This is a genomic window from Rhizobium sp. TH135 (assembly GCF_002855515.1).
In the GTDB taxonomy this organism is placed as follows: domain Bacteria; phylum Pseudomonadota; class Alphaproteobacteria; order Rhizobiales; family Rhizobiaceae; genus Allorhizobium.
Genome location: NZ_PKRP01000002.1, coordinates 437,328 through 460,245, shown reverse-complemented (window position 1 = coordinate 460,245; position 22,918 = coordinate 437,328). Strand labels below are relative to the sequence as shown.

Below are 22,918 nucleotides of genomic sequence, written 5' to 3'. Positions count from 1 at the left end.
GACTATGAGTGAGATCTGAACTCTCAGAGAGGCATATGGACATGAACTTTGCAAACGGGCCCACCCGCCTGCCCTTCAGTCTGATCGTGTATATCATTTGGGCCACGATCACCATCTACGGCGGGATCTGTCTGAGCGGCGGGCAGAAACAATCGCTCACCGAAGGCCTGTCGAGAGGACCGCTCTGGAATGTCGTCGCCGCCTTTCTCTTCCTCGTCGCCGTCATACTGTTCGCCGGATGGCGCGACCTGAAGTTTGTGGCTCCGAAGCCGATGAGTTCGCTTAGGATCATGTGGCTGCCGGCACTCTACATCGTGGCGTTCCTCGGCCTTGCTGCGGCCATCGGATTGCCCCCCATCGGTCTGATGCTGATGATCCTGGTGAGCACTTTGTTCGTCGGACTGTCGGAGGAGACGATGTTTCGCGGCATCCTGTTTCAGGCGTTGCGCACGCGCGTAAACCTCTGGCCTGCAATGATCTGGACCTCGGTGCTCTTCGGCTCTGTTCACATCCTCAACGCGGTGACGACGGGGGAATTGCTGAACGCCATGCTGCAGGCTTTCACCGCGACCCTCAGCGGTTTCGCCTTCATGGCCATTCTCGTACGCACCGGATCGATCTGGCCGGCGATCATCTACCACGCTCTTTGGGATTTCGGGACATTCTCAATCTCTGCCGGGCAGCAATCGGGCAGTGACATTCCTACAGGCGATGTCGGGGGCTGGGCGTTCCTGCTGCCCGTTGCGCTGGTGCTTCCAAATTTTCTCTACGGAGTCTATCTTTTGAGGAATGTCCGAAACGACGATGTTCTGAGTACAGACTAGCGATGCGACGCTTGGAGGCTGCAGGGGCATCGCCAAACCCTTGCAGTCCGTGGCTTCGCTGCTGTTCCCAAGATTGTCAAACTCTCTGACGAGGTCGCCGCTGGCCATCAAAAGAGCGGAGCCCGTATTTCCCTGCTGTCATAAGGCTCTGCTTGAGTGCGCTTCCATTGATCATTGGATGCCTGCAGTTAAAGGCCGAAAACTCACAAAATCAAATGGCTTGCTTCAGTTTCGGCTCGGCGTTCCCGAGCGGAAATAATTGCCGCTATCCCGCCGTGTTGACGTCGGCCCAAAGCCAGGGCACAAAGATGGCATCCACGGTCGCTCGCGGCAGGAAAACAGAGGGAAATCAAAGGCGATTTTGTTAAGCCTTTGAAATCATGTGAGAATCCAGGTTCTCCAGGCAGGCCATTTCAGGTCGGTTTGCGCGTGAATCTGTCGGCGGTTTCTCACAGAAAAAAGCGACGTCTTCTCAACAACTTGAAGAATTCTGAGGGCCGGTCATCAGGCCATCCTTCGTGCTTGAAGCAGGTCCCGCAAAGTTGACTGGGGCCCCGCAATCCAAGTCCGGATACCGACCGTTATTGGCCGTCCCAATCGATCTCGCGATCGAATGGCAACAGAGAAATGGCCTGGCACTTCAGCCGGTGGCGCAGTTCAGCTCGCACCGTTGTGTCTGCGGGATCCGCGCAACGCATTTCTCTGGCCGCCACTTCTCCAGCCCGCGAGCGGGACATGGGATACTCCACTTATGTCCCAGGCCCATAAGCCTGATGGGTTCTACCAGGCTAATCTCAAGCCCGCAGGGCATCTAGGATGACTGTCGAAATCAGAGGGGGTGGCGAACCGGAGGCCGGTCAGGCCAGATCCCTCAGACCCGACTGATCGCTAGATCGATTTCTCATCTGGAGTTTGAGCACCATGCCTCGCAAAAACATGGCGGCAGCCAGTCTCGTCAGCGCAAAACGATGGTCAGTTGTTCTGGGACTTGCCGTGGCTTTCGCGTTCACCAGTATTCCGCTCGCGCTGAACACTGCGTCGGCCCACCATGGCTGGCCAACCTTCGACACCAGCAGGCTGGTCTACATCGCCGGAACCGTCTCGTCCGAGGGCGTTTGGGGCAATCCGCACTCGGAGTTCGATGTAAAGCTGGATGCGAGCCTGCCACCCGACACCCCCGAGCTTCCCATACCGGAGGAATTGCAGCATCCGGAGGACAGCGTGCGCGTCAACCGCGCTCTGGCGTATGACGGCAGCCTTGGGGAGCTGGAGATCGTCATCGCACCACCGGCATGGTCTGGGCGGTGGGGGCTGGATCGCCCGCTGAGGGTCGGCGAGCGTTTCCAAGCCGTCGGCTACATCAACCGCAGCGATGAAGGTCTCTTTCGTCCGGTGGTGTTCTCGTACGGGGATAATGCGACACCGGTGAACCAGGTTCTTGGCAACACGCTCCCCGAACGAGCCCCTTTGCCGGACTAAGCGCCAACACTAAAGAGAACCGAAGCCCGTGTTGAACTCAGCTCTCGAACTCCTTCAGACTTCGAGCCTCGGCCAGACCGTTCGGTCTGCAGGCTATCTGTACGCCGCGCTCGAAACCTTTCACGTCCTCGGGATAGGGCTGCTGATCGGGTCGATCTTTGCTATCGACCTGCGGCTCCTGGGTCTCGGCAGACAGTCTGTGTCTGTGACATCAGCCATGCGGCACCTGTTGCCAGTGTCCTATTTCGGTTTCATCACGGCATTCATCACGGGTGTCGCGTTGCTGAGCGCCCAGGCAACGATGATCGCGGCCTCCGGGGCGGCGCCCTGGAAATTCTGGCTCCTGGTTGCGGCAGGCGCAAATGCACTGGCCTTCCATTTCGGCGCTGGCCGCGGCATGGCGCAATGGGGCGAGGCTTCGATGCCACCGTTTTTCGCACGTGTCGCGGCCTTGCTCTCCATCTCAGCCTGGACCGGCGTGACGTTCGCAGGCCAGATGCTCCCCTACACCTGACGGAGTCGTATCATGACCGAATTCCTGAAGACCTACGCCCGCCACTTCCAGAGGCTCCTGATGGTCGGCGGGCTCATCGGTTCGCTCGCATATTCGGTGTTCTGTGCGCCGGTCATTGCCTTTGCGTGACACGGCAAAACGCTACTACTTCTGCCGCAACGCATCGACGACAACCCTGAAGGCGGGTGCGTTTTGGTGGCGGCTCGGATAATACAGGTAGTAGCCCGGAAAGGGTGGCGTCCAATCCTCAAGGAGCGTCACGAGCGTACCGGCTGAAAGTTCCGCAGCAACCAGATCGTCTGGAACGTAGGCGACACCGAGACCTTTCACGGCCGCATCAACCATGGGATAGGACGAATTGAACGTGAGCTGGCCCACGACCCGAACGCGCAGTTCCTGCCCATCTTTCTCGAATTCCCAGGCATAGAGCCCTCCGCCGGTTGCCTGGCGCATGTTGATGCAGTTGTGGCTGACCAGATCCTGCGGGTGCTGAGGCATGGGTTTATCCGCGAGGTAAGCCGGCGATGCGACGACCAGCATGCGCCAGTCCGGGCCGATCCGGACGGCGATCATGTCCTTTTCGATGCTCTCACCGAGCCGCACGCCGGCGTCGAAGCCGTCTTCAACGATGTTGCGCAAGCCATTGTCACGGCTGAGTTCGACCCGGACATCCGGATAGTCCTTCAGGATCGGCTGCAGTTTCGGCCAGACCACTGTTTCCAGCGCGTGATCAGACAGCGTGATGCGAACGGTGCCAGCCGGTTTGTCACGCAGGTCCGAGAGAGCTTCCAGCTCGCCACGGATCGCCGTGATACGCGGCAAAAGCGCATTGAAGAGACGCTCACCCGCCTCCGTCAGCGAAACGCTGCGCGTGGTCCGGGTGAGAAGGCGCAGGCCCAGACGCGTCTCAAGTCGCTTGATCGTGTGACTGAGAGTCGACTGCGTGATCCCGAGCTTGGCCGCCGCTTTTGTGAAGCTGCGATCTTCAGCCAGCGCCAGGAACCAGAGCAGGTCGTTGAAGTCTTCCCTTGCCATCCAGCATCCTCGCTTTTCGCCATTCATGGTCGTCGTCGATAAATCTAAGCGACCAACGCCGACTAATGCATATCAAATGCACTTGATAATGTGTCGCATGGAATAGTCCGCAGACTGTTCCCGCCCCTTCTCCCCGAACCGATCGAAGGACCCCACCATGGAACTCAACATCAACGGAACACCGCAGCAGGTGGATGTCGAAGCCGACACTCCCTTGCTCTGGGTGCTGCGCGATACGCTCGGGATGACCGGCACCAAATACGGTTGCGGTCTCGCGCAATGCGGCGCCTGCACGGTCCTCGTCGACGGGCAGCCGACCCGCTCTTGCGTCACAACGATCGACACGGTGGTTGGCACGCAGATCACCACCATCGAGGCCATCACCGAGGATCCCGTCGGTCAGAAGGTGGTCGAGGCCTGGGTGGCAAATCAGGTGCCGCAATGCGGCTACTGCCAGTCCGGCCAGGTGATGGCCGCGACCGCGCTCCTCAAGGAGACACCGCAGCCGACCGACGACGACATTGCGGCTGCCATGGTCAATCTCTGTCGCTGTGGAACCTACAACGCGATCGCTGCCGCCGTGCGCGAAGCGGCCCAGGCTTGATTGGAGGGATCACGATGAACCAGATTCATATCTATACACCCGCAAACACTGCCAGCGATGAAAAGCCGTTCAAAGTCTCGCGTCGCGGCTTCCTCGGCACGGTTGCCGGTGCGCTTGTTCTCGGCGTCACCGTACCCGGTGCGATCCGCCCCGTGATCGCTCAGGCCGCCGCAACTGTCACCCCCGGGACCCGCGTCCCAGCCTTTATCGAGATCCGGCCCGACAGCACGGTGTTCTTCCGCAGCGCCTTCATCGAAGGTGGTCAGGGCATCTTCACGGCAATGGCCCAGATCGTCGGCGAAGAACTCGATGTCGACCCCGCCAATTTCGTGGTCGAGACAGCACCGCCCGGCCCGGACTACGGCCTGATCGGCGGCTTCCGCTTCACCGGCGGCAGCTTCTCTGTCCGCTCGAGTTACGACATCATGCGCAAGCTTGGCGCGTCTGCGCGTGGCATGCTGCTTCAGGCCGCCGCCGAGCGACTGTCGGTCCCGGTTGCAGAGCTTTCGACCGAGCCAGGTCGCGTGGTGCATGTCGCTTCGGGTCGCAGTGTCGCCTATGGCGAAATCGCCGAGGCCGCCGCAGGTCTGCCTGTTCCGGAAACGGTAACACTGCGCGAATCCAAGGACTTCCGCTGGATCGGAAAGCCGGTCGAACGGCTGGACATCAGAGCGAAGGCGACGGGCAAGGCCCAGTATGCGATCGACACCAAGGTCGACGACATGCTTTTTGCAGCCGTGCAGCACAGTCCGCGGCTCGGTCAGGAACCCGGCGCAATGACGAACGAGGCCGAGATCAAGGCGCGCACTGGCGTGCATTCCATACACACGCTTCCCGGAGCCGTAGCCGTCGTCGCCGATAGTTGGTGGCGCGCGCGCATGGCTGTCGAAGCGCTACAGGTCTCGTGGACTGAAGCAGCAGCCGGAACGCCCCACGCGATGCCCGCGGATTTCTCCAGCATGGGGCATATGGAAAAGTTGAAGGCGACGACCGGTGACGGCGTGACCTTCGAGGAAGAAGGGGATGCCGCTGCCGCCCTTTCATCGGCTGCGAAGGTAATCGAAGCGACATACGACGCGCCCCACCTCGCCCACGGCCAGTTGGAGCCGCCCTCGGCCGTCGCCCGCTGGAATGAAGACGGCACGCTCGAACTCTGGATTCCGAACCAGGCGCCGGAAATGTTCCAGGGCGATGCAGCCAAGGTCGCCGGCATTGCGCCGGAGAAGGTCATCATCCACTCGCCGATGCTGGGTGGGTTTTTCGGTCGCCACTTCCTTTACCAGAGCGCCAATCCCTACCCGCAGGCCATCCTGCTTTCAAAGGCGGTCGGTCGTCCCATCAAGCTCGTCTGGAGCCGCGAGGAGGAGTTCCTGCGCGACACCCTGCGTCCGATGGCGGCAGTCCGCTTCCGCGCGGGGCTCGACGAGGACGGCAATCCGACGGCGTTCTCGGCGGTCGCCGTCGGTGAAGGTGCCACGGGACGCTGGTATGGTCGTCAACCGGACAAGGTCGACAGTTCGGCGGTCGAGGGCATCGCCGGCAAGGTCTATGCGATCCCCAACAAGCGGATTGCCCAGATCCATGTCGACGATCCCGCGATAATCGGCTTCTGGCGCTCGGTCGGCCATTCGATGAACGACTTCTTCTCGGAGACCTTCTTCGACGAGATGGCGGATGCCGGAGCCAAGGATCCCTATGAACTGCGTCTTGCGCTCCTGAAGAACAGTCCGCGCCATCTGACGCTGTTGCAGGCGGTGGCCGAGCTATCCGGCGGTTGGAAGCGGGGTCCCTTTGCAGCCGAGGATGGAACCCGCCGCGCCCGGGGCCTTGCCATGACCTCGCCCTTCGGCAGCGAAGTGGCAACGATCGCGGAAGTCTCGCTGTCGGATGGCCAAGTCGTGGTGCACGACGTCTGGGTCGCAATCGACCCGGGCACCGTGGTCAACCCGCGGGTGATCGAGCATCAGGTCAACTCGGCCGTCGCGCTCGGCGTTTCCTCCGCACTTCTGGAAGAAGTCGTCTATGTCGACGGCCTTCCCCAGGCTCGCAACTACGACGGCTATCAGATCCTGACGCCGGACCGGATGCCGAGAGTGCATGTCCGCATCATCGAAAGCGGCGCACCGATCGGCGGCATTGGTGAACCCGGTCTTCCGGGCGTGCCTCCCGCCATCGCCAATGCCGTGGCCGTCCTTGCCACAGAACGACCGCGCAGCCTGCCGCTGTCGAAGACGACATTCCAGGAGAAGCAGGGATGATACTGAGTACTTTCAAGCATATCGCCGCCGCAGTCATCGCCACCGTCCTGCTGGCCCTTCAGGCTCATGCGCAGGATGCAGCGGACGGACAGAGGCTGTTCCAGCAACGCTGCGGCGCCTGTCATCAGGTGGACAGTACGCGCAACGGCGTCGGCCCCCATCTGCAGGGCGTTGTCGGCAGGGTAGCGGGGAGCCTGGAAGGCTTCCGCTATTCGCCTGCAATGCAAAGCTCGGGCATCACCTGGGATGCGGCCCAGCTCGATACCTTCCTTACCAATCCAGCCGGATTGGTAAGGGGAACGCGGATGACCCAACGCTTCGCCAAGGCCGACGAACGCAAGGCAATCATCGACTTCCTCGCCACGCGCTAACCCATGCGCACCAAATCCCACAACGCGATCTCCCGCCCTGAACCACAAGGCGGGAGATCCTCATTGATGGCTCTCATCGATAAATGCATGCGAGACAGCCCCGCTAATCGACCCAATTGAAACTGGCTACAAGGGACGCGAAAGAGGGCATGTCGCCGCTTTCGAAGGATGATGTAGACCATGGCCGAGCTGACCTATCGCGACACATTGAAATCACCGGCAGCCTGGGGTGCCGTCGGCTCCATGGCGCTGACGGTTTCCGTGCTCATCGCCTCGGAATTCATGCCCGTCAGCCTGCTGACACCAATCGCCCGCGATCTGACCATGCTCGAGGGACAGGCCGGACAGGCGATCTCCATTTCAGGGTTCTTCGCCGTCGTCACCAGTCTGTTCGTTGCCCGACTGACGGCGGGCATCGATCGCAAGACGGTTCTCACCTGGTTTTCCGTACTGCTGGTGCTTTCCGCCGTGGTGGTGACCTTTGTCCCTAACTACTGGATCCTCATGGCAGGTCGTGCGCTGCTTGGCATTGCGATTGGCGGCTTCTGGTCCATGTCGACGGCCATCGTCATGCGGCTCCTGCCGACTGATCAGGTGCCCAAGGGCCTGGCCGCACTGAATGCCGGCAACGCTATTGCCGCCACGATTTCCGCGCCGCTTGGCAGCTTTCTCGGCGAATTGGTCGGCTGGCGTGGGGCCTTCTTCCTCGTTGTGCCCTTGGCTCTGGTCGCTCTTGCCTGGCAGTGGATGACCATGCCCGGTCTCCCGGCAGAGGACGAGAAGCGGACAGCCAACGTCTTCCGCTTGCTGGCTCGCCGTCAGGTCGCACTCGGCATGACGGCCATCCTGCTGCTGTTCATGGGCCAGTTTGCACTCTTCACCTATCTCAGACCATACCTGGAGAGCGCCTCGGGGTTCGGCGTGACCTCGCTCTCGCTTGTGATGCTGCTGATGGGACTGGCGGGCGTGGCCGGAACCTGGAGCATCAGCCGCCTGCTGCCGCACTGGCTCTATGCGCTCGCGATCGGCATGCCGCTGACCATGGCCCTCCTTGCCGTCGGGCTTGTGGCGGCTTCAAGCTCGCCACTTGCAGTGACGCTCCTCCTCGGTGCCTGGGGCTTCGTCGGCACGGCCGCTCCCGTCGCCTGGGGGACTTGGCTTGCCCAGGTTTTGAGCGACGACGCCGAAGCCGGTGGCGGTCTGCAGGTTGCTGTCATCCAGTTCGCCATCACGCTCGGTGCTGCACTCGGCGGCCTGCTGTTCGACCATATTGGCTGGTGGAGTTCATTTCTCTTGGCTGCACTCCTGCTTGTCGGTTCTTCGCTTGCGGCCTTCGCCGCGCGCTCCAACTGGGAGAAGGCAAAATGAGCAGGGATCATCGACTGACCCGCAGAACACTACTCCTGGCCGGGGCACTGAGCCCCATCCTCCCCCACGTCACCCATGCGCAGGACCGCAACCTGATGAAGATACGTTTCAGCTTCAGCGACCAGGATTTCACCGCCACATTATATGACAACGTATCGGCGCGCGATTTCGCGTCCATGCTGCCACTCGACGTCGAGGTGTCGGATTATTCGACGAACGAGAAGATTGCCTACCTTCCGCGCAAGCTCAATCCTGAGGCACGGGGTCCGTTCCCCAATCCCGCAATTGGCGACATCTGCTACTACGTGCCCTGGGGTAATCTCGTTCTCTATCACGGGGACTATTCGTCGATCCGCGATCTCGTTCGCCTCGGACGAATTGATGGCAGTGTGGAACCCATCCTCACGCGCGGCACCTATCCGATGCACATCACCCGTATTTCCTGACAACCCGGCGAAAGGACAAGACCCATGCTGGCCACCATACTCCATGGCAAAGGCGACATCCGCTGCGAAGAGGTCGCTGAACCCACGATCCTCAAGCCGACGGATGCCATCATCAAGCTTGCGGCTTCCTGCGTCTGCGGCTCCGATCTCTGGCCCTATCGCGGCCTGCAGCCAATGAATGGCCCCGCCAACATGGGCCATGAATATTGCGGTGTCGTCGTCGAGGTCGGCGAGGCCGTGAAGACGATCAAACCCGGCCAATTCGTTGTCGGCTCGTTTTGCCTCTCGGACAACACCTGCCCGCATTGCCGCTTCGGTTTCCAGTCCTCCTGCGAGCAGCGGGAATTCATGACCGGTGCGCAGGCGCCTTACGCCCGCGTCCCGCTCGCCGACGGCACACTGGTCGCGACCCCGCACCTGCCCGATGAGGATCTGATCCCAAGCCTGCTGGCCGTTTCGGACGTTCTCGGCACCGGCTGGTATGCCGCCGATGCAGGCCGCGTTTCGGAAGGCTCGACAGCCGTCGTCGTTGGCGATGGTGCCGTCGGCTTGATGGGTGTTCTCGCCGCCAAGCAGATGGGCGCCGAACGGATCATTGCCATGAGCCGCCACAAGAGCCGCCAGGACCTGGCGCTCGAATTCGGTGCCACGCACATCGTGTCTGAGCGCGGCGATGACGGCGTGAAGCGGATCAAGGAGATCACGGACGGGGTCGGCGCCGAATCCGTGCTTGAATGTGTCGGCACGCAGGAATCCATGTCCCAGGCGATCAGTTGCGCCCGCCCCGGCGGCCATATCGGCTTCGTCGGCGTTCCCCATGGAGTCCAGATCGCCGGTCAGGACCTGTTCTTCGCCCAGAAGAGCCTGATGGGCGGCCCTGCCCCCGTCCGCCGCTTCCTGCCTTACCTCATGGATCTGGTGCTCAAACGCGAGATCAATCCGGGCCGTGTCTTCGACCTCGAAATCCCGCTCTCCGATGTCGCCGAAGGCTACCGCGCCATGGATGAGAGGCGGGCGATCAAGGCCCTGCTGCGACTGTAGCGGCTGCTGCCGGCGCTGTTTGCGAAGACAATCAGACTCCACCCATCAGCGTTGCCGGAAATGATTTCCGGTGGCGGGGATGTACCTTTATCACGCGTGACTTGGCTCAAAAATGCTCATCCATCCACACAAGGCGTTCGACAGCGATGATCCGCAGGAGCTATTGGGCTTCGCCCTAGAGGTCTCGCGGACACATCCCTGTGCGCTGGCAACCCTGGTCGATGTCAAGGGCGGCGCGGCCAGATCGCTGGGATCACACATCGTGGTCGCAGCCGACGGACGTTATGCCGGATACGTCTCGGGAGGATGTGTGGAAGCGGCGATTGCCGCAGAAGCCCTCCTCGCGATCCAAGATCGGAAAGATAAGCTCGTCAGCTTTGGCAAAGACTCGCCCTTCAAGGATATCGTCTTGCCATGCGGCGGCAGCATCACCGTTGCCATTCATGTGTTGAAGGATGTTGCAAGTTTGCAATCGGCTGTCATCCGTCTCAGCGAGCGGCATCCTGCGGCTCTTTCCTATGACCCGAACGCGGAAAGCCTTACCCACTCGGACCTTGTGCAAGGGACTGGGTGGAAGGACGGCATCTTTATCACCGTCTATCATCCACCGATCCGAACACTTGTGTCAGGTGGATCCTTGGAAGTGGCTCGCTTCACCGCCTTGATGAGAGCAGCAGAGATGGAGGCCGTCACTGTTCCGGACAGATTTTAGAGCGCGGATGTGAAACTATTGGTCGACGGCTACACGGCGATCGTTCTGATGCATCATGACGTGGACAAGGAAATGGGACTCCTGAAGGTCGCTCTGGAGAGCAATGCGTTCTACATCGGCGCGCTTGGCAGCAGACGGACGCACGAAAAACGCATCCTTCGTCTTCGTCAGCTTGGCTACGAACAATCCGTGATCGACCGCATCAAGGCTCCCATCGGGATGTTTGGCCCAGCCCGTCGCGCGACCTCACTGGCAATTTCCATACTGGCGGACGTGGCGGTTGCCCGCGAGAAGACACTCGGCCATTGAGGCCAAGCATCCGTCTCACGTGTCGCCAACACAAAAGCTGCCTGCTAGCATCTGCGCAGCAGCCATCCTTGATATCATTCCCCTAGGTGAGAGCATCTCCTTCCCATGGCGGGTCTTCAGTATCCGTAGAGTTACGTTGATGACGCTGAATAGTCGGCGTCGCTGACCTGCTCCAGCCAGTCGACCGCCTTCCCGTCGAGGCTCTCCTGAATTGCGATGTGCACCATCGCGGTTAAGGGGGCTGCGCCATGCCAGTGCTTTTCTCCCGGTTCAAACCAGACGACATCTCCGGGGCGGATCTCTTCAACCGGCCCGCCCTCGCGCTGCGCCCGGCCGACGCCAGAAATCACAATGATGACCTGCCCCAGGGGATGCGTATGCCAGGCGGTTCGGGCACCCGGTTCGAATGTGACGGTGTTGCCCGCTGCCGAAGCTGGTTCCCGCACTGGGAACAGGGGATCGATCCTGACTGCACTGGTGAACCAATCCGACGGTCCCTTCACGGAAGCCTGACTACCAGCTCTGCGAATGTCCATAAGTATCCCTTTTTGCGATCATGAGGTGCTGCGATTGACGCAGAATGCCATGCGACGGCGCAAATGATTAGTTCTCATTCAGCCTGACGCCTATCGATGCAGACCATGAGCCGGGGATGCGAACGCGGCTGGGATCCTCACGTTGTTCTCCCAACAGAGATCGGCAAGGCCGATTGTCCGGCGAATTTCATGAGCGCCCGACGATTGATCGACCAGACCGATAAGTTCAAGTGAGATGCGGGGACTTATGTTTGGGACGGTAAGCGCTCACTTGAGGGTGGTGAAAACAACTTCAATCCGGAGACCCCCGACATGAACAGCAATGTACCCACTACGCAGAACGGAAATGATCAGTTGGACCTTGCACGTCGCGACCTCCTGAAGGTTGCCTCTGTCGGGGCAATTGCATCCGCTCTCGTCCCCTACGCCTCGGCCGCGTCGGCTCAGACGGGAGACGTCTGGGACAAAGTCTTCCCGAAGAGCGACTTGGTCGACCACCGTAAGGTGCGCTTCACGAACCGCTACGGCATCGAACTGGCAGGCGATCTCTATATGCCAAAGAGCCGCGGAACCAGCATGCCCGCGATCGTCGTCGGAGGTCCCTTCGGCGCTGTCAAGGAACAGTCCTCGGGCCTTTACGCACAGGTGATGGCAGAGCGCGGCTTCGTGACGGTCGCCTTCGACGGATCCTTTACCGGCGAAAGCGGAGGCCAGCCGCGCAACATCGCATCGCCTGATATCAACACCGAAGACTTCAGCGCGGCGGTCGACTTCATCGGAAACCTGCCCGACGTCGACCAGAAGCGCATCGGCATGATCGGCGTCTGCGGCTGGGGTGGCATGGCTCTCAACGCGGCAGCCGTAGACAAGCGTGTGAAGGCCGTGGTTGCCAGCACCATGTATGACATGACCCGCGTCATGTCGAAGGGCTACAACGACGTCGTGACGCTTGAACAGCGGACTCAAAGCCTTGAGCAGATGAGCCGGCAGCGCTCTGCCGATGCGAAGGCCGGCAGCCCGGAACACATGAAGGAATACAACGTCCTGAAAGGCGGCGAGCCGCAGTTCCAGGTCGACTACCACGACTACTACATGACGCCGCGCGGCTACCACAAACGCGCAGTCAACTCGGGCAACGGCTGGTCACTGACCACGCCCTTGTCCTTCATGAACATGCCGATCCTCTCCTATATCGCCGAGATCTCGCCCCGACCGCTGCTGCTCGTGCATGGTGAGAATGCCCACTCGCGCTACTTCAGCGAAACGGCGTATGCGGCAGCGGCTGAACCCAAGGAACTGCTGATCATTCCTGGGGCAAGCCATGTTGATCTGTACGACAAGGTGAAGATCATCCCGTTCGACAGGTTCGAGGCGTTTTTCGAACAGCATCTCAGCGCGTAAGTGCAAGCACTGCATGCGGAGGTACGTTCACCTCCGCATGCTGTGTCAGGGGCCGTGATCTAGGTACCGACGATGTTGTACTGGCGTAGTTCCGTCCTCTAGAGCGAACCGACCGACGCTTAGATCCGTATCACGAGCCACAGAGCATGATCCGGACAATATCGGCTCGCGATCCAGCAACGAGGTTTCAGAATTCCAAATGACATACCCGAAAAGGGGATCAAAGCGCCGGAAGCGTGCTGCCTTAGAGAGGGATGCGGATATACGCATCTTCGAGGCAATCTATGACGTCTTCATTCTCCGACATGAACCGAAATGGAAGCCATCGAAGCAGGAGTTCGATTTCTTCGGTTCGATGGTAAAGGCTCAGATTATCTTCGGTGGGAGCAAAAGGTAGAACGCGACGACTTCGACTGGTGCCACAAAGTTCGCGTTCAGCCAGAAGAGCCCGACATCATTTCGGAGGCCTTGTCCCCCTGATCTACAACGCCTTGGTCAACGCCGGCGTAGTTGGCCGCAAATCGTCATGGGGACCCCCTTAGCCGCTACAGATTGTTGAGGTGAAGCTGCATCAGTTCATCATAGCAGGACTGGTTTGCGGCAAGAACCGGATGTCCGTTCAGGAACTCGGGACCTCTTGCGGGAAAGGCAAGGGTCTTGCCGCCGGCTTCTCGAACAAGGCAAAAACCTGCCATGCAATCCCACGCGCGCATATGCGGTTCGTAGTACCCGACCAAGCGGCCTGCTGCGACATAGGCCAGCATCAGCGCGCCAGATCCATTGCGGATGAAGTTGCCGCCCCGCTCCATCAGGCCTGCGATGATTGCGCCGACCCGTTCGGGGGTGACGTAGTTGTTGCAGCCTATCCCCGTCATTGCATTCTGCAGATTGCGGCTGGGATCAAGGCGCATGGGCTTTTCGTTCAGCGTCGCACCCAAGCCCAGCGCCGAGGCGTAAAGCTCATCCGAGCAGGGCACATGGATCACGCCAACGACTGGCTCTCCATCCCGCACGATCGCGACGGAAACACACCAGGTCGGCATACCGTTGACGAAGGGGGCCGTGCCGTCGATCGGGTCGACAACCCAGGTGAAACCGGAGGAGCCTTCGTCGTGGCCGAACTCCTCGCCTAAGAACCCGTCATTTGCGTAGATTTCGGCAACGCGCTCCTTGAGGAAGGTTTCGACGTTTCGGTCGGCGATAGAGACGACGTCCTGCAGGTCGCGCTTCGTCTCGATCACCAGCGTGTCTCGACGATTGAAGTAGTCGAGCGCCATGGCGCCCGCTTCCGCCGCCAGCGTCTTGGCGAGGGCAAAACGCGCTGCGAGTGCCGTATCATTCATTGTCATTCTCTTCTTCCTTGGTCTTTTTCTAAAAAATCATCAGCCGCTGATCACGGCAATGCCACGGTTCTTGAACGCCAATGTGACGTCGCTCGTGGCGGCATGGGCATGGTCGACATCGTGATCGATGACAAAGAGCGTGCCGACATCGGTCTCAACCTCATATTCGACATGACCGCCGAGATAGGCGGAGTGCAGAACGCGGCCCCTCAGGCCCTCTGCACCGGCAGCGTCGATCCGGATGGCATCGGGCCGCACGGCGAGTTTGGCAGGGCCCCGGCCCGCCTTGGACTGCATGCGATGCTCGAGATTGCTGACGCGCACCAAGACTTGGCCGCCCTCCGATTGGACCACCTCACAGGGCAGCACATTCGCCTCCCCCATGAAGTCGGCAATGAAGGGCGAGGCCGGTGCTTCGTAGAGTTCGCGCGGTGCCCCCGACTGGGCGATCTCGCCATCCTTCATCACGATAATCCGGTCGGAGACGGCAAGCGCCTCGTCCTGGTCATGAGTGACATAGACGGCTGTGAAGCCAAGGCGTTGCTGGAGATCGCGGATTTCCGTGCGGACGCGGCGCCTCAAGCGTGCATCGAGGTTGGAGAGCGGCTCGTCGAGCAACAGGACCTGAGGTTCGAGAACCAAAGCACGAGCGACCGCGACGCGCTGTTGCTGCCCGCCCGACAGTTCTGCTGGAAGGCGATGCCCCATGCCGGCAAGGCCAACGAGTTTGAGGCCTTCCTCGGCCTTCTCACGCGCGTCCTTCTTGCCCGATCCTGATGACTGAAGGCCGTAGGCGACGTTTTCCAGCGATGTCATATGCGGAAAGAGCGCATAGGACTGGAAGACCATGGACACGTCGCGTTCGTTGGCCGGCAGCATGGTCACATCCTTTCCGCCGATCAGGATCTTTCCGGACGTCGGGTGCTCCAGCCCCGCCAGCATGCGCAGCGTCGTCGTCTTTCCACAACCGGAGGGGCCAAGCAGGGTGACCAAGGTGCTTGGCTCGATGGTGAGCGAGAGATCGTGAATGGCGGTGAAGGCGCCGAAGGTCTTGCGGACATTCTGGAAGGTGACGGATCCGGCTTTGACATTGATCATGCGATTTTCTCCTGACCGAGAGGAACGGGACTGTTGTTGCCGAGACCGGCAATACGGTTTTCGCGGCGCAGCTTGCGTTCGCCGACAAGGAGCTGGAAACCGGCGATGACGGTGATCATCACGACGATCAGCATCGAGGAATAGGCGATCGCCACGCCGTATTCGCCGTTTTCGACAAGGCCGACGATGTAGGAAGTCGCCATGTTGTGTTCGGCACTGACGAGGAAGATCACGGCGCTGATCGAGGTGATGGCGCGAACGAAAGAGTAGACGAGGGCTGCCGTGATGGCGGGGCGCAGCAACGGCAGGATGATCTTGCGCACGGTGCGGAAACTGTCGGCCCGCAGTGTCAGCGAAGCTTCATCCAGGCTCTTGTCTAGCTGGCTCATCGCCGCGACCCCGCCGCGCACGCCAACCGGCATGTTGCGGAAGACGAAGCAGGCAATCAGGATGAGGGCCGAGCCTGTCATCTCAAGCGGCGGTAGGTTGAAGGCCATGATGTAGCTGACGCCGATGACCGTTCCCGGGATGGCGAAGCTCATCATCAGCGCGAACTCGAAGAGGTTCCGGCCGGCGAATTTCTGCCGGACGATGATGTAGGCCGTGAGCAGACCGACAGCGGCTGTCAGAGGCGCGGAGATCAGCGAGATTTCCATGGTCGTCCAGAAGGAATTCCAGGCGACACCCGTCCAGGCGATCGAACCGTCCTGAATGCTGACGGAAAACGCACGGGCGTAGTGCTTGAGCGTCAGTGTGTTGTCGAGACCCCAGGTGGTGACAAAGCCACCGACGAGGATCATGCCATAGACGACGACGGTGAAGAGCATCCACGGAATGACAATGGCGTGCACGCCGATGGAGATGCCACGCGGCAGCGCGATATGGGCGCCGCTGTCACCCTTGCCGGTGACGGTCGCAAAATTCTTTCCCGACAGCCAGAGGCGCTGGGCAAGAAAGGCCGACAGAGTGAAGAAGAGGAGGACCAGCGCCAGGACGGCGGCGCGTGAGGGATCGTTCTGCGAACCGACGACGGCAAAGAATATCTCGGTCGAGAGCACGCCATTGCTGCCGCCAAGCACCAGTGGATTGCCGAAATCGGCCATGCTTTCAATGAAGCCAATCAGGAAGGCGTTGGCGAGGCCCGGCTTCATCAGCGGCAGCGAAACACGCCAGAAGGTGCGCCAGCGATCGGCACGCAGCGTCTGCGATGCTTCCTCCATCGACGGGCTGACGCCCTCGACGACACCGATCAGAACCAGGAAGGAGATTGGGGTGAAGGACAGGACCTGGGCGATCCAGATGCCGGTCAGACCGTAGAGCCAGCGGCCAGGTTCGATTCCGAACAAGCTCGAAAGGGTCTCGGTGACCACGCCGGCACGACCGAAAAGCAGGACGAGCGCGAGACCGATGACGAAGGGCGGCGTGATGATCGGCAGGACGGTCAGCAGCCGCAGTCCCTTCTTGAAGGGGAAGCGAGTACGGGTGGCGACGAGCGCGAAGGCCAGGCCGAGGAGCGTAGAGGCAGACGCCGTCATGATGGCGAGCGTGAATGTGCGCCAGGCAACGCCGCAGCGTCCGTCACCAATGAGGCAGCTCAGGCTCCAAATGCCCGGATCCTGCATATTGCGGATGAAGCCATCCGGCTTGAAGGAACCGTCGAAATCCTGGACGGCCGCCACCAGCATGCTGCCGATCGGATAAAAAACGAAGACGAAGACGAGGAAGACAAGCAGCGAGATCGACCCGACGACGAAGGCATCGCCCTTCATCACGCCGCGCTCGACGAGGCCGAAGGCGAACATGAGCACAAAGACGATCGCCATGGTGACGGCGCCGGCGCCCATGGATGGCTGCCCATCGGATAGTGCTCCGAAAAGGGTTTCACTGATCCCCCAGGTCCAGCCGGAGAACCCGACCGCAAGCCCCTGGAGGCAGAGATAAACGATGCCTGCTGCACCTGCTGCCGCAAAGAACGCGCCACGGCGCATCGGGTCGGCAATGAAACGTGCTGCGAAACCGAGACCGAAGAACAGGACGACACCGAGAAGCCAAAGGCGACCGTGACCCAACAACTGCAGAACACCTGGCGCAGTGCTCTCCGTGAAGGGAAAGTCGCCGAGCCAGTCCAAGCCGAAGAAGCCGGATTCCAGCCTGTACCAGGGAAGCAGAATGAAGGACGCGGCTCCAAATGCCAGCAACAGGTCCAGTCTGCGGTTGCCATGTCTCATGGTCGACCTCATCAGTAGAAGCGGAAGAAGGAAGGGGGCCGGCGGTCCAGAAACCGCCGGCGAATAGGGTCAGGCGTCAGTTGGCGGCGGCACCGATTTCACGGTCCCAGCGCTCAAGCAGTGCCTTGCGCTTTTCCGGATCGCCATAGGTCTTGAAGTCGTAGTCGATGAGCTTGATGTCCTCGAAGCGCGGCGCTTCCTTGGGGATCTCCGCGGTCTTGTTCGAGGGAAGCTGGAAGGACTTGGCGTCCTTCATGCGGGACTGGACTTCCGGCTTCAGCGACCAGTCGTACCAGGTCTTGGCGTTCTCCATGTTGCGAGCGCCCTTGACGATCGACATGGAGCCGATCTCGTAGCCGGTGCCTTCGCACGGTGCGATCGACTTGACCGGGAAGCCCTCGGCTGTCTGGGCCACCGCATCATGCATGAAGACGATACCGAGGCCGGTCTCGCCGCGGGCAGCAGCCTTCACCGGCGCAGAGCCGGACTTGGTGTATTGCGAGATGTTGGCGTTGAGGGACTTCAGATATTCGAAGGCCTTGTCTTCGCCCATGATCTGCACGAGCGAGGCGAGCGCGGTATAGGCGGTTCCCGAAGAGTTCGGGTTAGCGATCTGGATCTCGCCCTTCAGCTCCGGAGCAAGGAGGTCGGCCCAGCATACCGGTTCCTTGTAGCCCTTCTGCTTGAAGATCTCGGTGTTGTAACCCCAGCCAAGCGCACCCGCATAGACGCCGACGGTTTTAAATCCAGAGCTTTCGGCCTGGCTTTTGGCCCAGTCCTGTAGCTGGTCCAACATCGGCGACTTGTACTCTTCCGTAAGCCCTTCCGATGCTGCCTGAAGATGGGGGTCACCGGTGCCTGCCCACCAGAGGTCGGTCTTCGGATTGCGGGCTTCGGCGCGGATCTTGGCATAGGCCTCACCGGAGGACATGCGGACCATATTGACCTTAATGTCATGGGCCTTTTGGAAATCGCCCTGCATCTGTTCGCAGATAACGACGTCGGCAGCGCAGATGAGGTTGAGCTCACCGGCGGCCAAGGCCGAGCCGGCAGACAAGCTCGTGCCGGCAAAGAGTAGAGTGGACAGTATAGTCAGTCGCATGGGTATCCTCCTGTTGCTTGCGTCTGAAGTCGAAGAAAACGGACAAGCCTTCGGCGGCGGTGCCTGGAAGGCACCGTGTCTGGGATCGTCCGGTCGTGAAAAATCAGTTCGTCGGATTGATCTCGCTATCGAAGCGGCTCAGCAGTCGACTTCGCTGTTCGGGTGATCCGAAGGTGGCAAAATCATAGTCCACCATCTTGATCATCGAGATGTCGGGAGCGGCCGGCGGCAGCATGGCCCGGGCGTTGGATGGGACCTGGTTCTGACCTGCGGCAGCACCGGTTGCCTGGCCCTCAGGGCTCAGCGCAAAATCAACGAAGCGACGTGCCTCTTCCAGATTGCGGCTGCCCTTGACGATGCTGACCGCACCGATTTCGTAGCCGGTGCCCTCGCAGGGCGCGACGATCACGAGCGGAGCGCCCGCCTCCTTTTGCGTGACAGCATCATGCATGAAGGAGATGCCGATGGTGATCTCTCCCCTGCCCGCCGCCTTGACCGGCTCGGCACCGGCCTTGGTATATTCGGTAATGTTGCGACCGAGTTCGCGCATATAGCCAAACGCCTCGTCTTCGCCGAGTAACTGCACAAGCGTCACAAGGGTTGTGAAAGCGGTGCCTGACGAATGCGGGTTTCCTGACAGGATATGGCCGCGATAGACGGGCTTGGCGAGATCCCTCCAGCAGTTGGGTGCCGGCAACCCTGCCGAAGAGAGAAGATCTGCGTTGTAGGCGAAGCCCAGTGCTCCAGCATAGAGGCCGACGGATGTGCCGCCAGACAGAGAGAAAAAGTTTCGCGCCCAAGGCAGAAGGTCTGCTTCCTGTTGGGGCCGATGGGGCTCAAGGAGCCCTTCATAGGCGGCCTGCAGGTGTGTGACGCCGGTGCCGCCCCACCAGACATCAACGGTGGGTGCAACTTTCTCAGCCCGAACGTAGTCAAGTATCTCCCCGGTGCTCATCCGCGGCATGTTGACCGCAAGGCCGGTCTTCGCCTCGTAGGTCTTCTCCATGACGGCGCACCAAACTTCGTCGACACCGCAGAGAATATTCAGCGTGTCGGCAGCCTGGGAACCCGTAGCAGAGGCCAAGGTCACGAAGACCCCTGCGCCGAAGGCGGTCAATAACTTCACGTCGTCCTCCCTTGGAACCTCCCCGTTCCAATGAATAAAGCATGTCCATATCGGCCCGGGCTGGCAACCCGGAGAATGGTTACCGATCTTTCAACACGGCCGCCTCCATGCGTTTCAGAGATTTCAAATATTACAATTGTGACGTTAGGCGATAACCAGCAAATCTTTGGCGTTTTCTCCCTGCCCGGTTATGATGCCCATGGGAGGACTGCAACGTGTTGAACCAGAGGGTAAAAATTCTGATCGTCGAGGACGATCCGGATATGGCGGAGCTTATCTGTGATCTGGTGGAGGCAGAAGGCTGGATACCAGTGACCGCCCCCTCTGCCGAAGCGGCACAGGAACGGATGCAGCATGAAACCGTACAACTGGTTCTGGTCGACCACAATCTACCGGGCCTTTCGGGCCGAGCCTTCGCGCAGCGTTTGAGGGCGCAGACCGATGTCGGTATCGTCATGGTGACGGCAGCGGGAAGCGCGACCGATCGGGTGCTGGGGCTCGAAACTGCGGCGGATGACTACGTGGTCAAACCCTTCGAACCGAACGAACTCACAGCACGGATCAAGGCCGTTCTCCGTCGGACCCATCCGCAACTTCGCCACGACAGGGAGAGTGAGCGCGATCAGGCGTCAACCGCGCTCAGGCTCGGCGAATGGGCCGTCGATCTCAGTCAACGCCGTGCCGTTTGCCTCGTCGATCCGACAAAGACGCTGACAGCAGCCGAGTTTGCCCTGCTCGAGATCCTCGCCGAGACGCCGAACACCCCCGTGAGCCGTGCCCAGATTCTCGACCGTATGGGCGCTGACTCCGACCGTTTCGTTGATCGCAACGTCGATGTCCTGGTGCTGCGTCTCAGGCGTAAGATCGAGCGGAACCCAGACCTCCCACGCCATATCCAGACCCGGCGCGGCAAGGGCTATGTCTTGCATACAGACGACGCTGGATTGGTGCCTTGATCAACCGCGCATTCCTCTCGTCCATCGCCTTTCGATTGCCCTTCGCAATCGCATTCATTTGCGTCTCGGTTCTCCTCCTGTCGACCGTCGCCATCTATGGTCTACAGAGGGCGCGCAGCGAAATGTCGGCCTACAGTGTGCAGGCCTTCTCAAGTCTCGCCAAGGCCTCGCTCGTCTCAAGGCAGGTTTCCGACCTCGTTTCGAGCGCACCTTTCCTGATGAATGCAACGTCCCCCTACCGTGTCTCGAGTGAAAGCCGCGCAGTGGTTGCCCAGGTGGGCACACTTCTTCAGACCATGGCACCGGATAAGCCGGGCGCTGCCATGCCAGGCACCGGCGCTCACCGGATCATCGAACTGCTTGAGAGCATCGAGGCCCAGACACTGGCACTTGCGGCAAATGCAGATGCCGCACAGGTACACAAGGCCGAAGCGGCCGTCGCACTCGGAGAGATAGCGACCGCTCGCGCCATTCAGGATCAGGAGCTACGGCAGCGTCTGAACGATATCGCACAATCAGCCTCCACGTCGGACAGTCTCTTCCAGCTTGGCGAACTTCAACGACGCTTCGTGGCAGAGACGACCGTCCGAATGCTGGTACCAGGCCCCAACTTGAGGGTCTCGCCTGAGCAACTGGAACCCTACCGGCGGATCTTTGAGGCACAGACCCGTTACCTCCTGGAGATGTTCACCATCCGCGCATCCGTCTCACGCCTGCATACCGTCTCCCGTGACCTGTCACATGCGACGGAAACTCAGAGCGAAATGGTTGCAAACGCTCTGAACCAGAATCTTGAGGCAACCTCCAGTGCCCTGCGCCAATTGCTTTTTATGATCGTGCTTGCATCCTTCGCGGTCGTCATCCTTGCAGTTCTCTCCATCCGCTCGGTCATGCGCGTATCGCACGGCATTGGTGACCTGTCGCGCGGCATGAATGCCTTGGCACGTGGAGAGGAAAATGTCGGACCACCGGTCTATGCCGGGACGGAGACGGAACTGATCCGCTTGCTCGACGCGTTTCGCGCTTTTAAGGAGAGCGTCGATCGCGTGTCCCGTCTGAGACGCACGGCAGAAGCCGCTGCTCGGACTATCCGATCCACTTTCCGGTCGATGAATGAAGGCATTGCCCTCTTCGATCCGACTGGCCGACCGATCACGATGAACCGTCGCATCATCGAACTGATGCGCCAAACGGGATCGTCGCGAAAAATGACGCTGCGCCGGTTCGTTGGAACGGTCCCGGAGATCGATCCGCTTCTCATGCCAAACGAAAACGAGAGCGGCTCGCTTGTGGAGCGTCAGATGCTGCGGCACCGGTTTGTTGACGACCAGGTGGTGGAGATTTCTGCTTCAAGGCAACCTGACGGCGGCGTGGTCCTGCTCGCCCGCGACGTGACGGCCATGGATCGCCAGGAGATCGAGGCGGCCCGCGCCCAGCGCCTGGATGTGGTCATGCGCATGACGCATCAGGTAAGCCACGAGGTTGGCAATATGATCGGCATCATCACCGGCAGTCTTGGCCTACTGGAGCGCGAACCAGAGTTCACCGAACGGCAGAAGCGGCACCTCGGGCGCATACGAAAGGCCGCTGAACGAGGGCGCGCACTCGCCTCCAGCATGTTATCCGTCGGTAGCCAGCAGCAGATACGGCCAGCCTCGATAGACATCGCCTCGATCCTTCAAGGGATGGCTGATGTTCTGGAAATGGCAATTGGCGCCCGCAATCGTCTGGAGCTGGAGCTCGCCGCCAATCTGCCAACCGTTAGCCTTGATCCCGCGCTGCTCGAGCAATCCATTCTGAATCTTTGCCTCAACGCGTCGGCCGCAATGCCGGATGGCGGAACAGTCCGAATTGAAGCGCGCGGGGAGGCAAACACGGTCACCATCGCAGTCATCGACGAAGGTGTCGGCATGTCGCCCGAAGTTCTAGACCAAGCGATGGAACCCTACTTCACCACGAGGTCGAAAACCGGAGGATCAGGCCTCGGGCTCGCCATGGTCTATGGATTCGTCCGCCAGTCTGGTGGTGAAGTTAGGATCACCTCTCGCTTAGGCGAAGGCACACGCGTGGAGCTTTGTTTCCTTCCGTCGAAGTCGGATGCGACGTCGTGGCAGGCTGAACACGAGCGGGTCCGAGCTCACCATTGAAGGCCTTTAGCCCTCACCAT

General features: G+C 60.4%; 19 protein-coding genes and 1 pseudogene. 13 read left to right on the top strand and 7 right to left on the bottom strand.

Translation table 11 applies throughout. The features are described from left to right. Positions 1-35: 35 nt before the first annotated feature. The 3 genes from C0V73_RS07195 to C0V73_RS07185 all read left to right on the top strand — a co-directional run bounded on the left by C0V73_RS07195 (position 36) and on the right by C0V73_RS07185 (position 2,817). Complete coding sequence (locus tag C0V73_RS07195) at positions 36-824, top strand: CPBP family intramembrane glutamic endopeptidase (RefSeq protein ID WP_102019315.1); 789 nt, start codon at positions 36-38, stop codon at positions 822-824. A 921-nt stretch (positions 825-1,745) separates the two neighbouring features. Continuing rightward, positions 1,746-2,303: a hypothetical protein gene (locus tag C0V73_RS07190; RefSeq protein ID WP_102019314.1), complete on the top strand. Its 558-nt coding sequence runs from the start codon at positions 1,746-1,748 to the stop codon at positions 2,301-2,303. A 28-nt stretch (positions 2,304-2,331) separates the two neighbouring features. Continuing rightward, positions 2,332-2,817, top strand: coding sequence for a hypothetical protein (locus C0V73_RS07185; RefSeq protein ID WP_102019313.1), 486 nt, complete (start codon positions 2,332-2,334; stop codon positions 2,815-2,817). A gap of 144 nt (positions 2,818-2,961) precedes the next feature. Here the strand turns inward: C0V73_RS07185 and C0V73_RS07180 are convergent, their stop codons facing one another. Beyond that, a complete protein-coding gene (locus C0V73_RS07180) occupies positions 2,962-3,852 on the bottom strand; it encodes a LysR family transcriptional regulator (protein WP_102019312.1) in 891 nt (296 codons plus the stop codon). A 157-nt stretch (positions 3,853-4,009) separates the two neighbouring features. On the opposite strand from C0V73_RS07180, the gene C0V73_RS07175 reads away from it, so the two are divergent. The 7 genes and pseudogenes from C0V73_RS07175 (at position 4,010) to C0V73_RS07145 (ending at position 10,961) form a co-directional block, all read left to right on the top strand. Further along, positions 4,010-4,456 carry a (2Fe-2S)-binding protein gene (locus tag C0V73_RS07175; protein ID WP_102019311.1) on the top strand — a complete coding sequence of 149 codons (447 nt, stop codon included), beginning with the start codon at positions 4,010-4,012 and terminating at the stop codon, positions 4,454-4,456. A gap of 14 nt (positions 4,457-4,470) precedes the next feature. Continuing rightward, positions 4,471-6,714, top strand: coding sequence for a xanthine dehydrogenase family protein molybdopterin-binding subunit (locus C0V73_RS07170; RefSeq protein ID WP_102019310.1), 2,244 nt, complete (start codon positions 4,471-4,473; stop codon positions 6,712-6,714). Then, on the top strand, positions 6,711-7,085 hold the full coding sequence (locus C0V73_RS07165) for a cytochrome c family protein (protein ID WP_102019309.1): 375 nt from the start codon (positions 6,711-6,713) through the stop codon (positions 7,083-7,085). Before C0V73_RS07170 ends, C0V73_RS07165 begins: the two co-directional genes overlap by 4 nt. A 180-nt stretch (positions 7,086-7,265) precedes the next feature. Further along, on the top strand, positions 7,266-8,453 hold the full coding sequence (locus tag C0V73_RS07160; RefSeq protein ID WP_102019308.1) for an MFS transporter: 1,188 nt from the start codon (positions 7,266-7,268) through the stop codon (positions 8,451-8,453). Continuing rightward, complete coding sequence (locus tag C0V73_RS07155) at positions 8,450-8,899, top strand: cyclophilin-like fold protein (RefSeq protein ID WP_245407900.1); 450 nt, start codon at positions 8,450-8,452, stop codon at positions 8,897-8,899. Before C0V73_RS07160 ends, C0V73_RS07155 begins: the two co-directional genes overlap by 4 nt. A gap of 24 nt (positions 8,900-8,923) precedes the next feature. Then, complete coding sequence (locus tag C0V73_RS07150) at positions 8,924-9,940, top strand: zinc-dependent alcohol dehydrogenase family protein (RefSeq protein ID WP_102019307.1); 1,017 nt, start codon at positions 8,924-8,926, stop codon at positions 9,938-9,940. 112 nt (positions 9,941-10,052) lie between these two features. Continuing rightward, a pseudogene (locus C0V73_RS07145) lies at positions 10,053-10,961 on the top strand (XdhC family protein). A 131-nt stretch (positions 10,962-11,092) separates the two neighbouring features. On the opposite strand, the gene C0V73_RS07140 reads toward C0V73_RS07145, so the two are convergent. Further along, the gene (locus tag C0V73_RS07140; RefSeq protein ID WP_102019306.1) at positions 11,093-11,497 is read right to left on the bottom strand and encodes a cupin domain-containing protein; all 405 of its coding nucleotides are present in this window, start codon (positions 11,495-11,497) and stop codon (positions 11,093-11,095) included. A gap of 312 nt (positions 11,498-11,809) precedes the next feature. Here C0V73_RS07140 and C0V73_RS07135 point away from each other — a divergent pair, with 312 nt between their 5' ends. After that, on the top strand, positions 11,810-12,898 hold the full coding sequence (locus C0V73_RS07135) for an alpha/beta hydrolase (RefSeq protein WP_102019305.1): 1,089 nt from the start codon (positions 11,810-11,812) through the stop codon (positions 12,896-12,898). Between the two features lie 545 nt (positions 12,899-13,443). Here C0V73_RS07135 and C0V73_RS07125 read toward each other — a convergent pair. The 5 genes from C0V73_RS07125 to C0V73_RS07105 all read right to left on the bottom strand — a co-directional run bounded on the left by C0V73_RS07125 (position 13,444) and on the right by C0V73_RS07105 (position 19,759). Continuing rightward, a complete protein-coding gene (locus C0V73_RS07125) occupies positions 13,444-14,247 on the bottom strand; it encodes an inositol monophosphatase family protein (protein ID WP_102019303.1) in 804 nt (267 codons plus the stop codon). Positions 14,248-14,280: 33 nt separating this feature from the next. Next, positions 14,281-15,339, bottom strand: a complete 1,059-nt coding sequence (locus tag C0V73_RS07120; RefSeq protein WP_102019302.1) for an ABC transporter ATP-binding protein — start codon at positions 15,337-15,339, stop codon at positions 14,281-14,283. After that, positions 15,336-17,567: an iron ABC transporter permease gene (locus C0V73_RS07115; protein ID WP_102019301.1), complete on the bottom strand. Its 2,232-nt coding sequence runs from the start codon at positions 17,565-17,567 to the stop codon at positions 15,336-15,338. Before C0V73_RS07115 ends, C0V73_RS07120 begins: the two co-directional genes overlap by 4 nt. A 76-nt stretch (positions 17,568-17,643) precedes the next feature. Beyond that, positions 17,644-18,669 (bottom strand): ABC transporter substrate-binding protein, encoded by a 1,026-nt coding sequence (locus tag C0V73_RS07110; RefSeq protein ID WP_102019300.1) that lies wholly within the window; start codon positions 18,667-18,669, stop codon positions 17,644-17,646. 103 nt (positions 18,670-18,772) lie between these two features. Next, a complete protein-coding gene (locus C0V73_RS07105) occupies positions 18,773-19,759 on the bottom strand; it encodes an ABC transporter substrate-binding protein (protein WP_245407923.1) in 987 nt (328 codons plus the stop codon). 251 nt (positions 19,760-20,010) lie between these two features. Here C0V73_RS07105 and C0V73_RS07100 point away from each other — a divergent pair, with 251 nt between their 5' ends. Both C0V73_RS07100 and C0V73_RS07095 read left to right on the top strand, forming a co-directional pair. Beyond that, positions 20,011-20,751, top strand: a complete 741-nt coding sequence (locus tag C0V73_RS07100; protein WP_102019298.1) for a response regulator transcription factor — start codon at positions 20,011-20,013, stop codon at positions 20,749-20,751. After that, on the top strand, positions 20,748-22,898 hold the full coding sequence (locus tag C0V73_RS07095) for an ATP-binding protein (RefSeq protein ID WP_102019297.1): 2,151 nt from the start codon (positions 20,748-20,750) through the stop codon (positions 22,896-22,898). The genes C0V73_RS07100 and C0V73_RS07095 overlap by 4 nt, the downstream gene beginning before the upstream one ends. The last annotated feature ends 20 nt before the right edge of the window (positions 22,899-22,918 follow it).

Coding starts and splice junctions, on each gene's coding strand:
- C0V73_RS07125 (WP_102019303.1), bottom strand. CDS start 14,247: ATGACAATGAATGATACGGCACTCGCAGCGCGTTTTGCCCTCGCCAAG.
- C0V73_RS07190 (WP_102019314.1), top strand. CDS start 1,746: ATGCCTCGCAAAAACATGGCGGCAGCCAGTCTCGTCAGCGCAAAACGA.
- C0V73_RS07115 (WP_102019301.1), bottom strand. CDS start 17,567: ATGAGACATGGCAACCGCAGACTGGACCTGTTGCTGGCATTTGGAGCC.
- C0V73_RS07110 (WP_102019300.1), bottom strand. CDS start 18,669: ATGCGACTGACTATACTGTCCACTCTACTCTTTGCCGGCACGAGCTTG.
- C0V73_RS07175 (WP_102019311.1), top strand. CDS start 4,010: ATGGAACTCAACATCAACGGAACACCGCAGCAGGTGGATGTCGAAGCC.
- C0V73_RS07150 (WP_102019307.1), top strand. CDS start 8,924: ATGCTGGCCACCATACTCCATGGCAAAGGCGACATCCGCTGCGAAGAG.
- C0V73_RS07195 (WP_102019315.1), top strand. CDS start 36: ATGGACATGAACTTTGCAAACGGGCCCACCCGCCTGCCCTTCAGTCTG.
- C0V73_RS07180 (WP_102019312.1), bottom strand. CDS start 3,852: ATGGCAAGGGAAGACTTCAACGACCTGCTCTGGTTCCTGGCGCTGGCT.
- C0V73_RS07165 (WP_102019309.1), top strand. CDS start 6,711: ATGATACTGAGTACTTTCAAGCATATCGCCGCCGCAGTCATCGCCACC.
- C0V73_RS07120 (WP_102019302.1), bottom strand. CDS start 15,339: ATGATCAATGTCAAAGCCGGATCCGTCACCTTCCAGAATGTCCGCAAG.
- C0V73_RS07160 (WP_102019308.1), top strand. CDS start 7,266: ATGGCCGAGCTGACCTATCGCGACACATTGAAATCACCGGCAGCCTGG.
- C0V73_RS07140 (WP_102019306.1), bottom strand. CDS start 11,497: ATGGACATTCGCAGAGCTGGTAGTCAGGCTTCCGTGAAGGGACCGTCG.
- C0V73_RS07135 (WP_102019305.1), top strand. CDS start 11,810: ATGAACAGCAATGTACCCACTACGCAGAACGGAAATGATCAGTTGGAC.
- C0V73_RS07155 (WP_245407900.1), top strand. CDS start 8,450: ATGAGCAGGGATCATCGACTGACCCGCAGAACACTACTCCTGGCCGGG.
- C0V73_RS07170 (WP_102019310.1), top strand. CDS start 4,471: ATGAACCAGATTCATATCTATACACCCGCAAACACTGCCAGCGATGAA.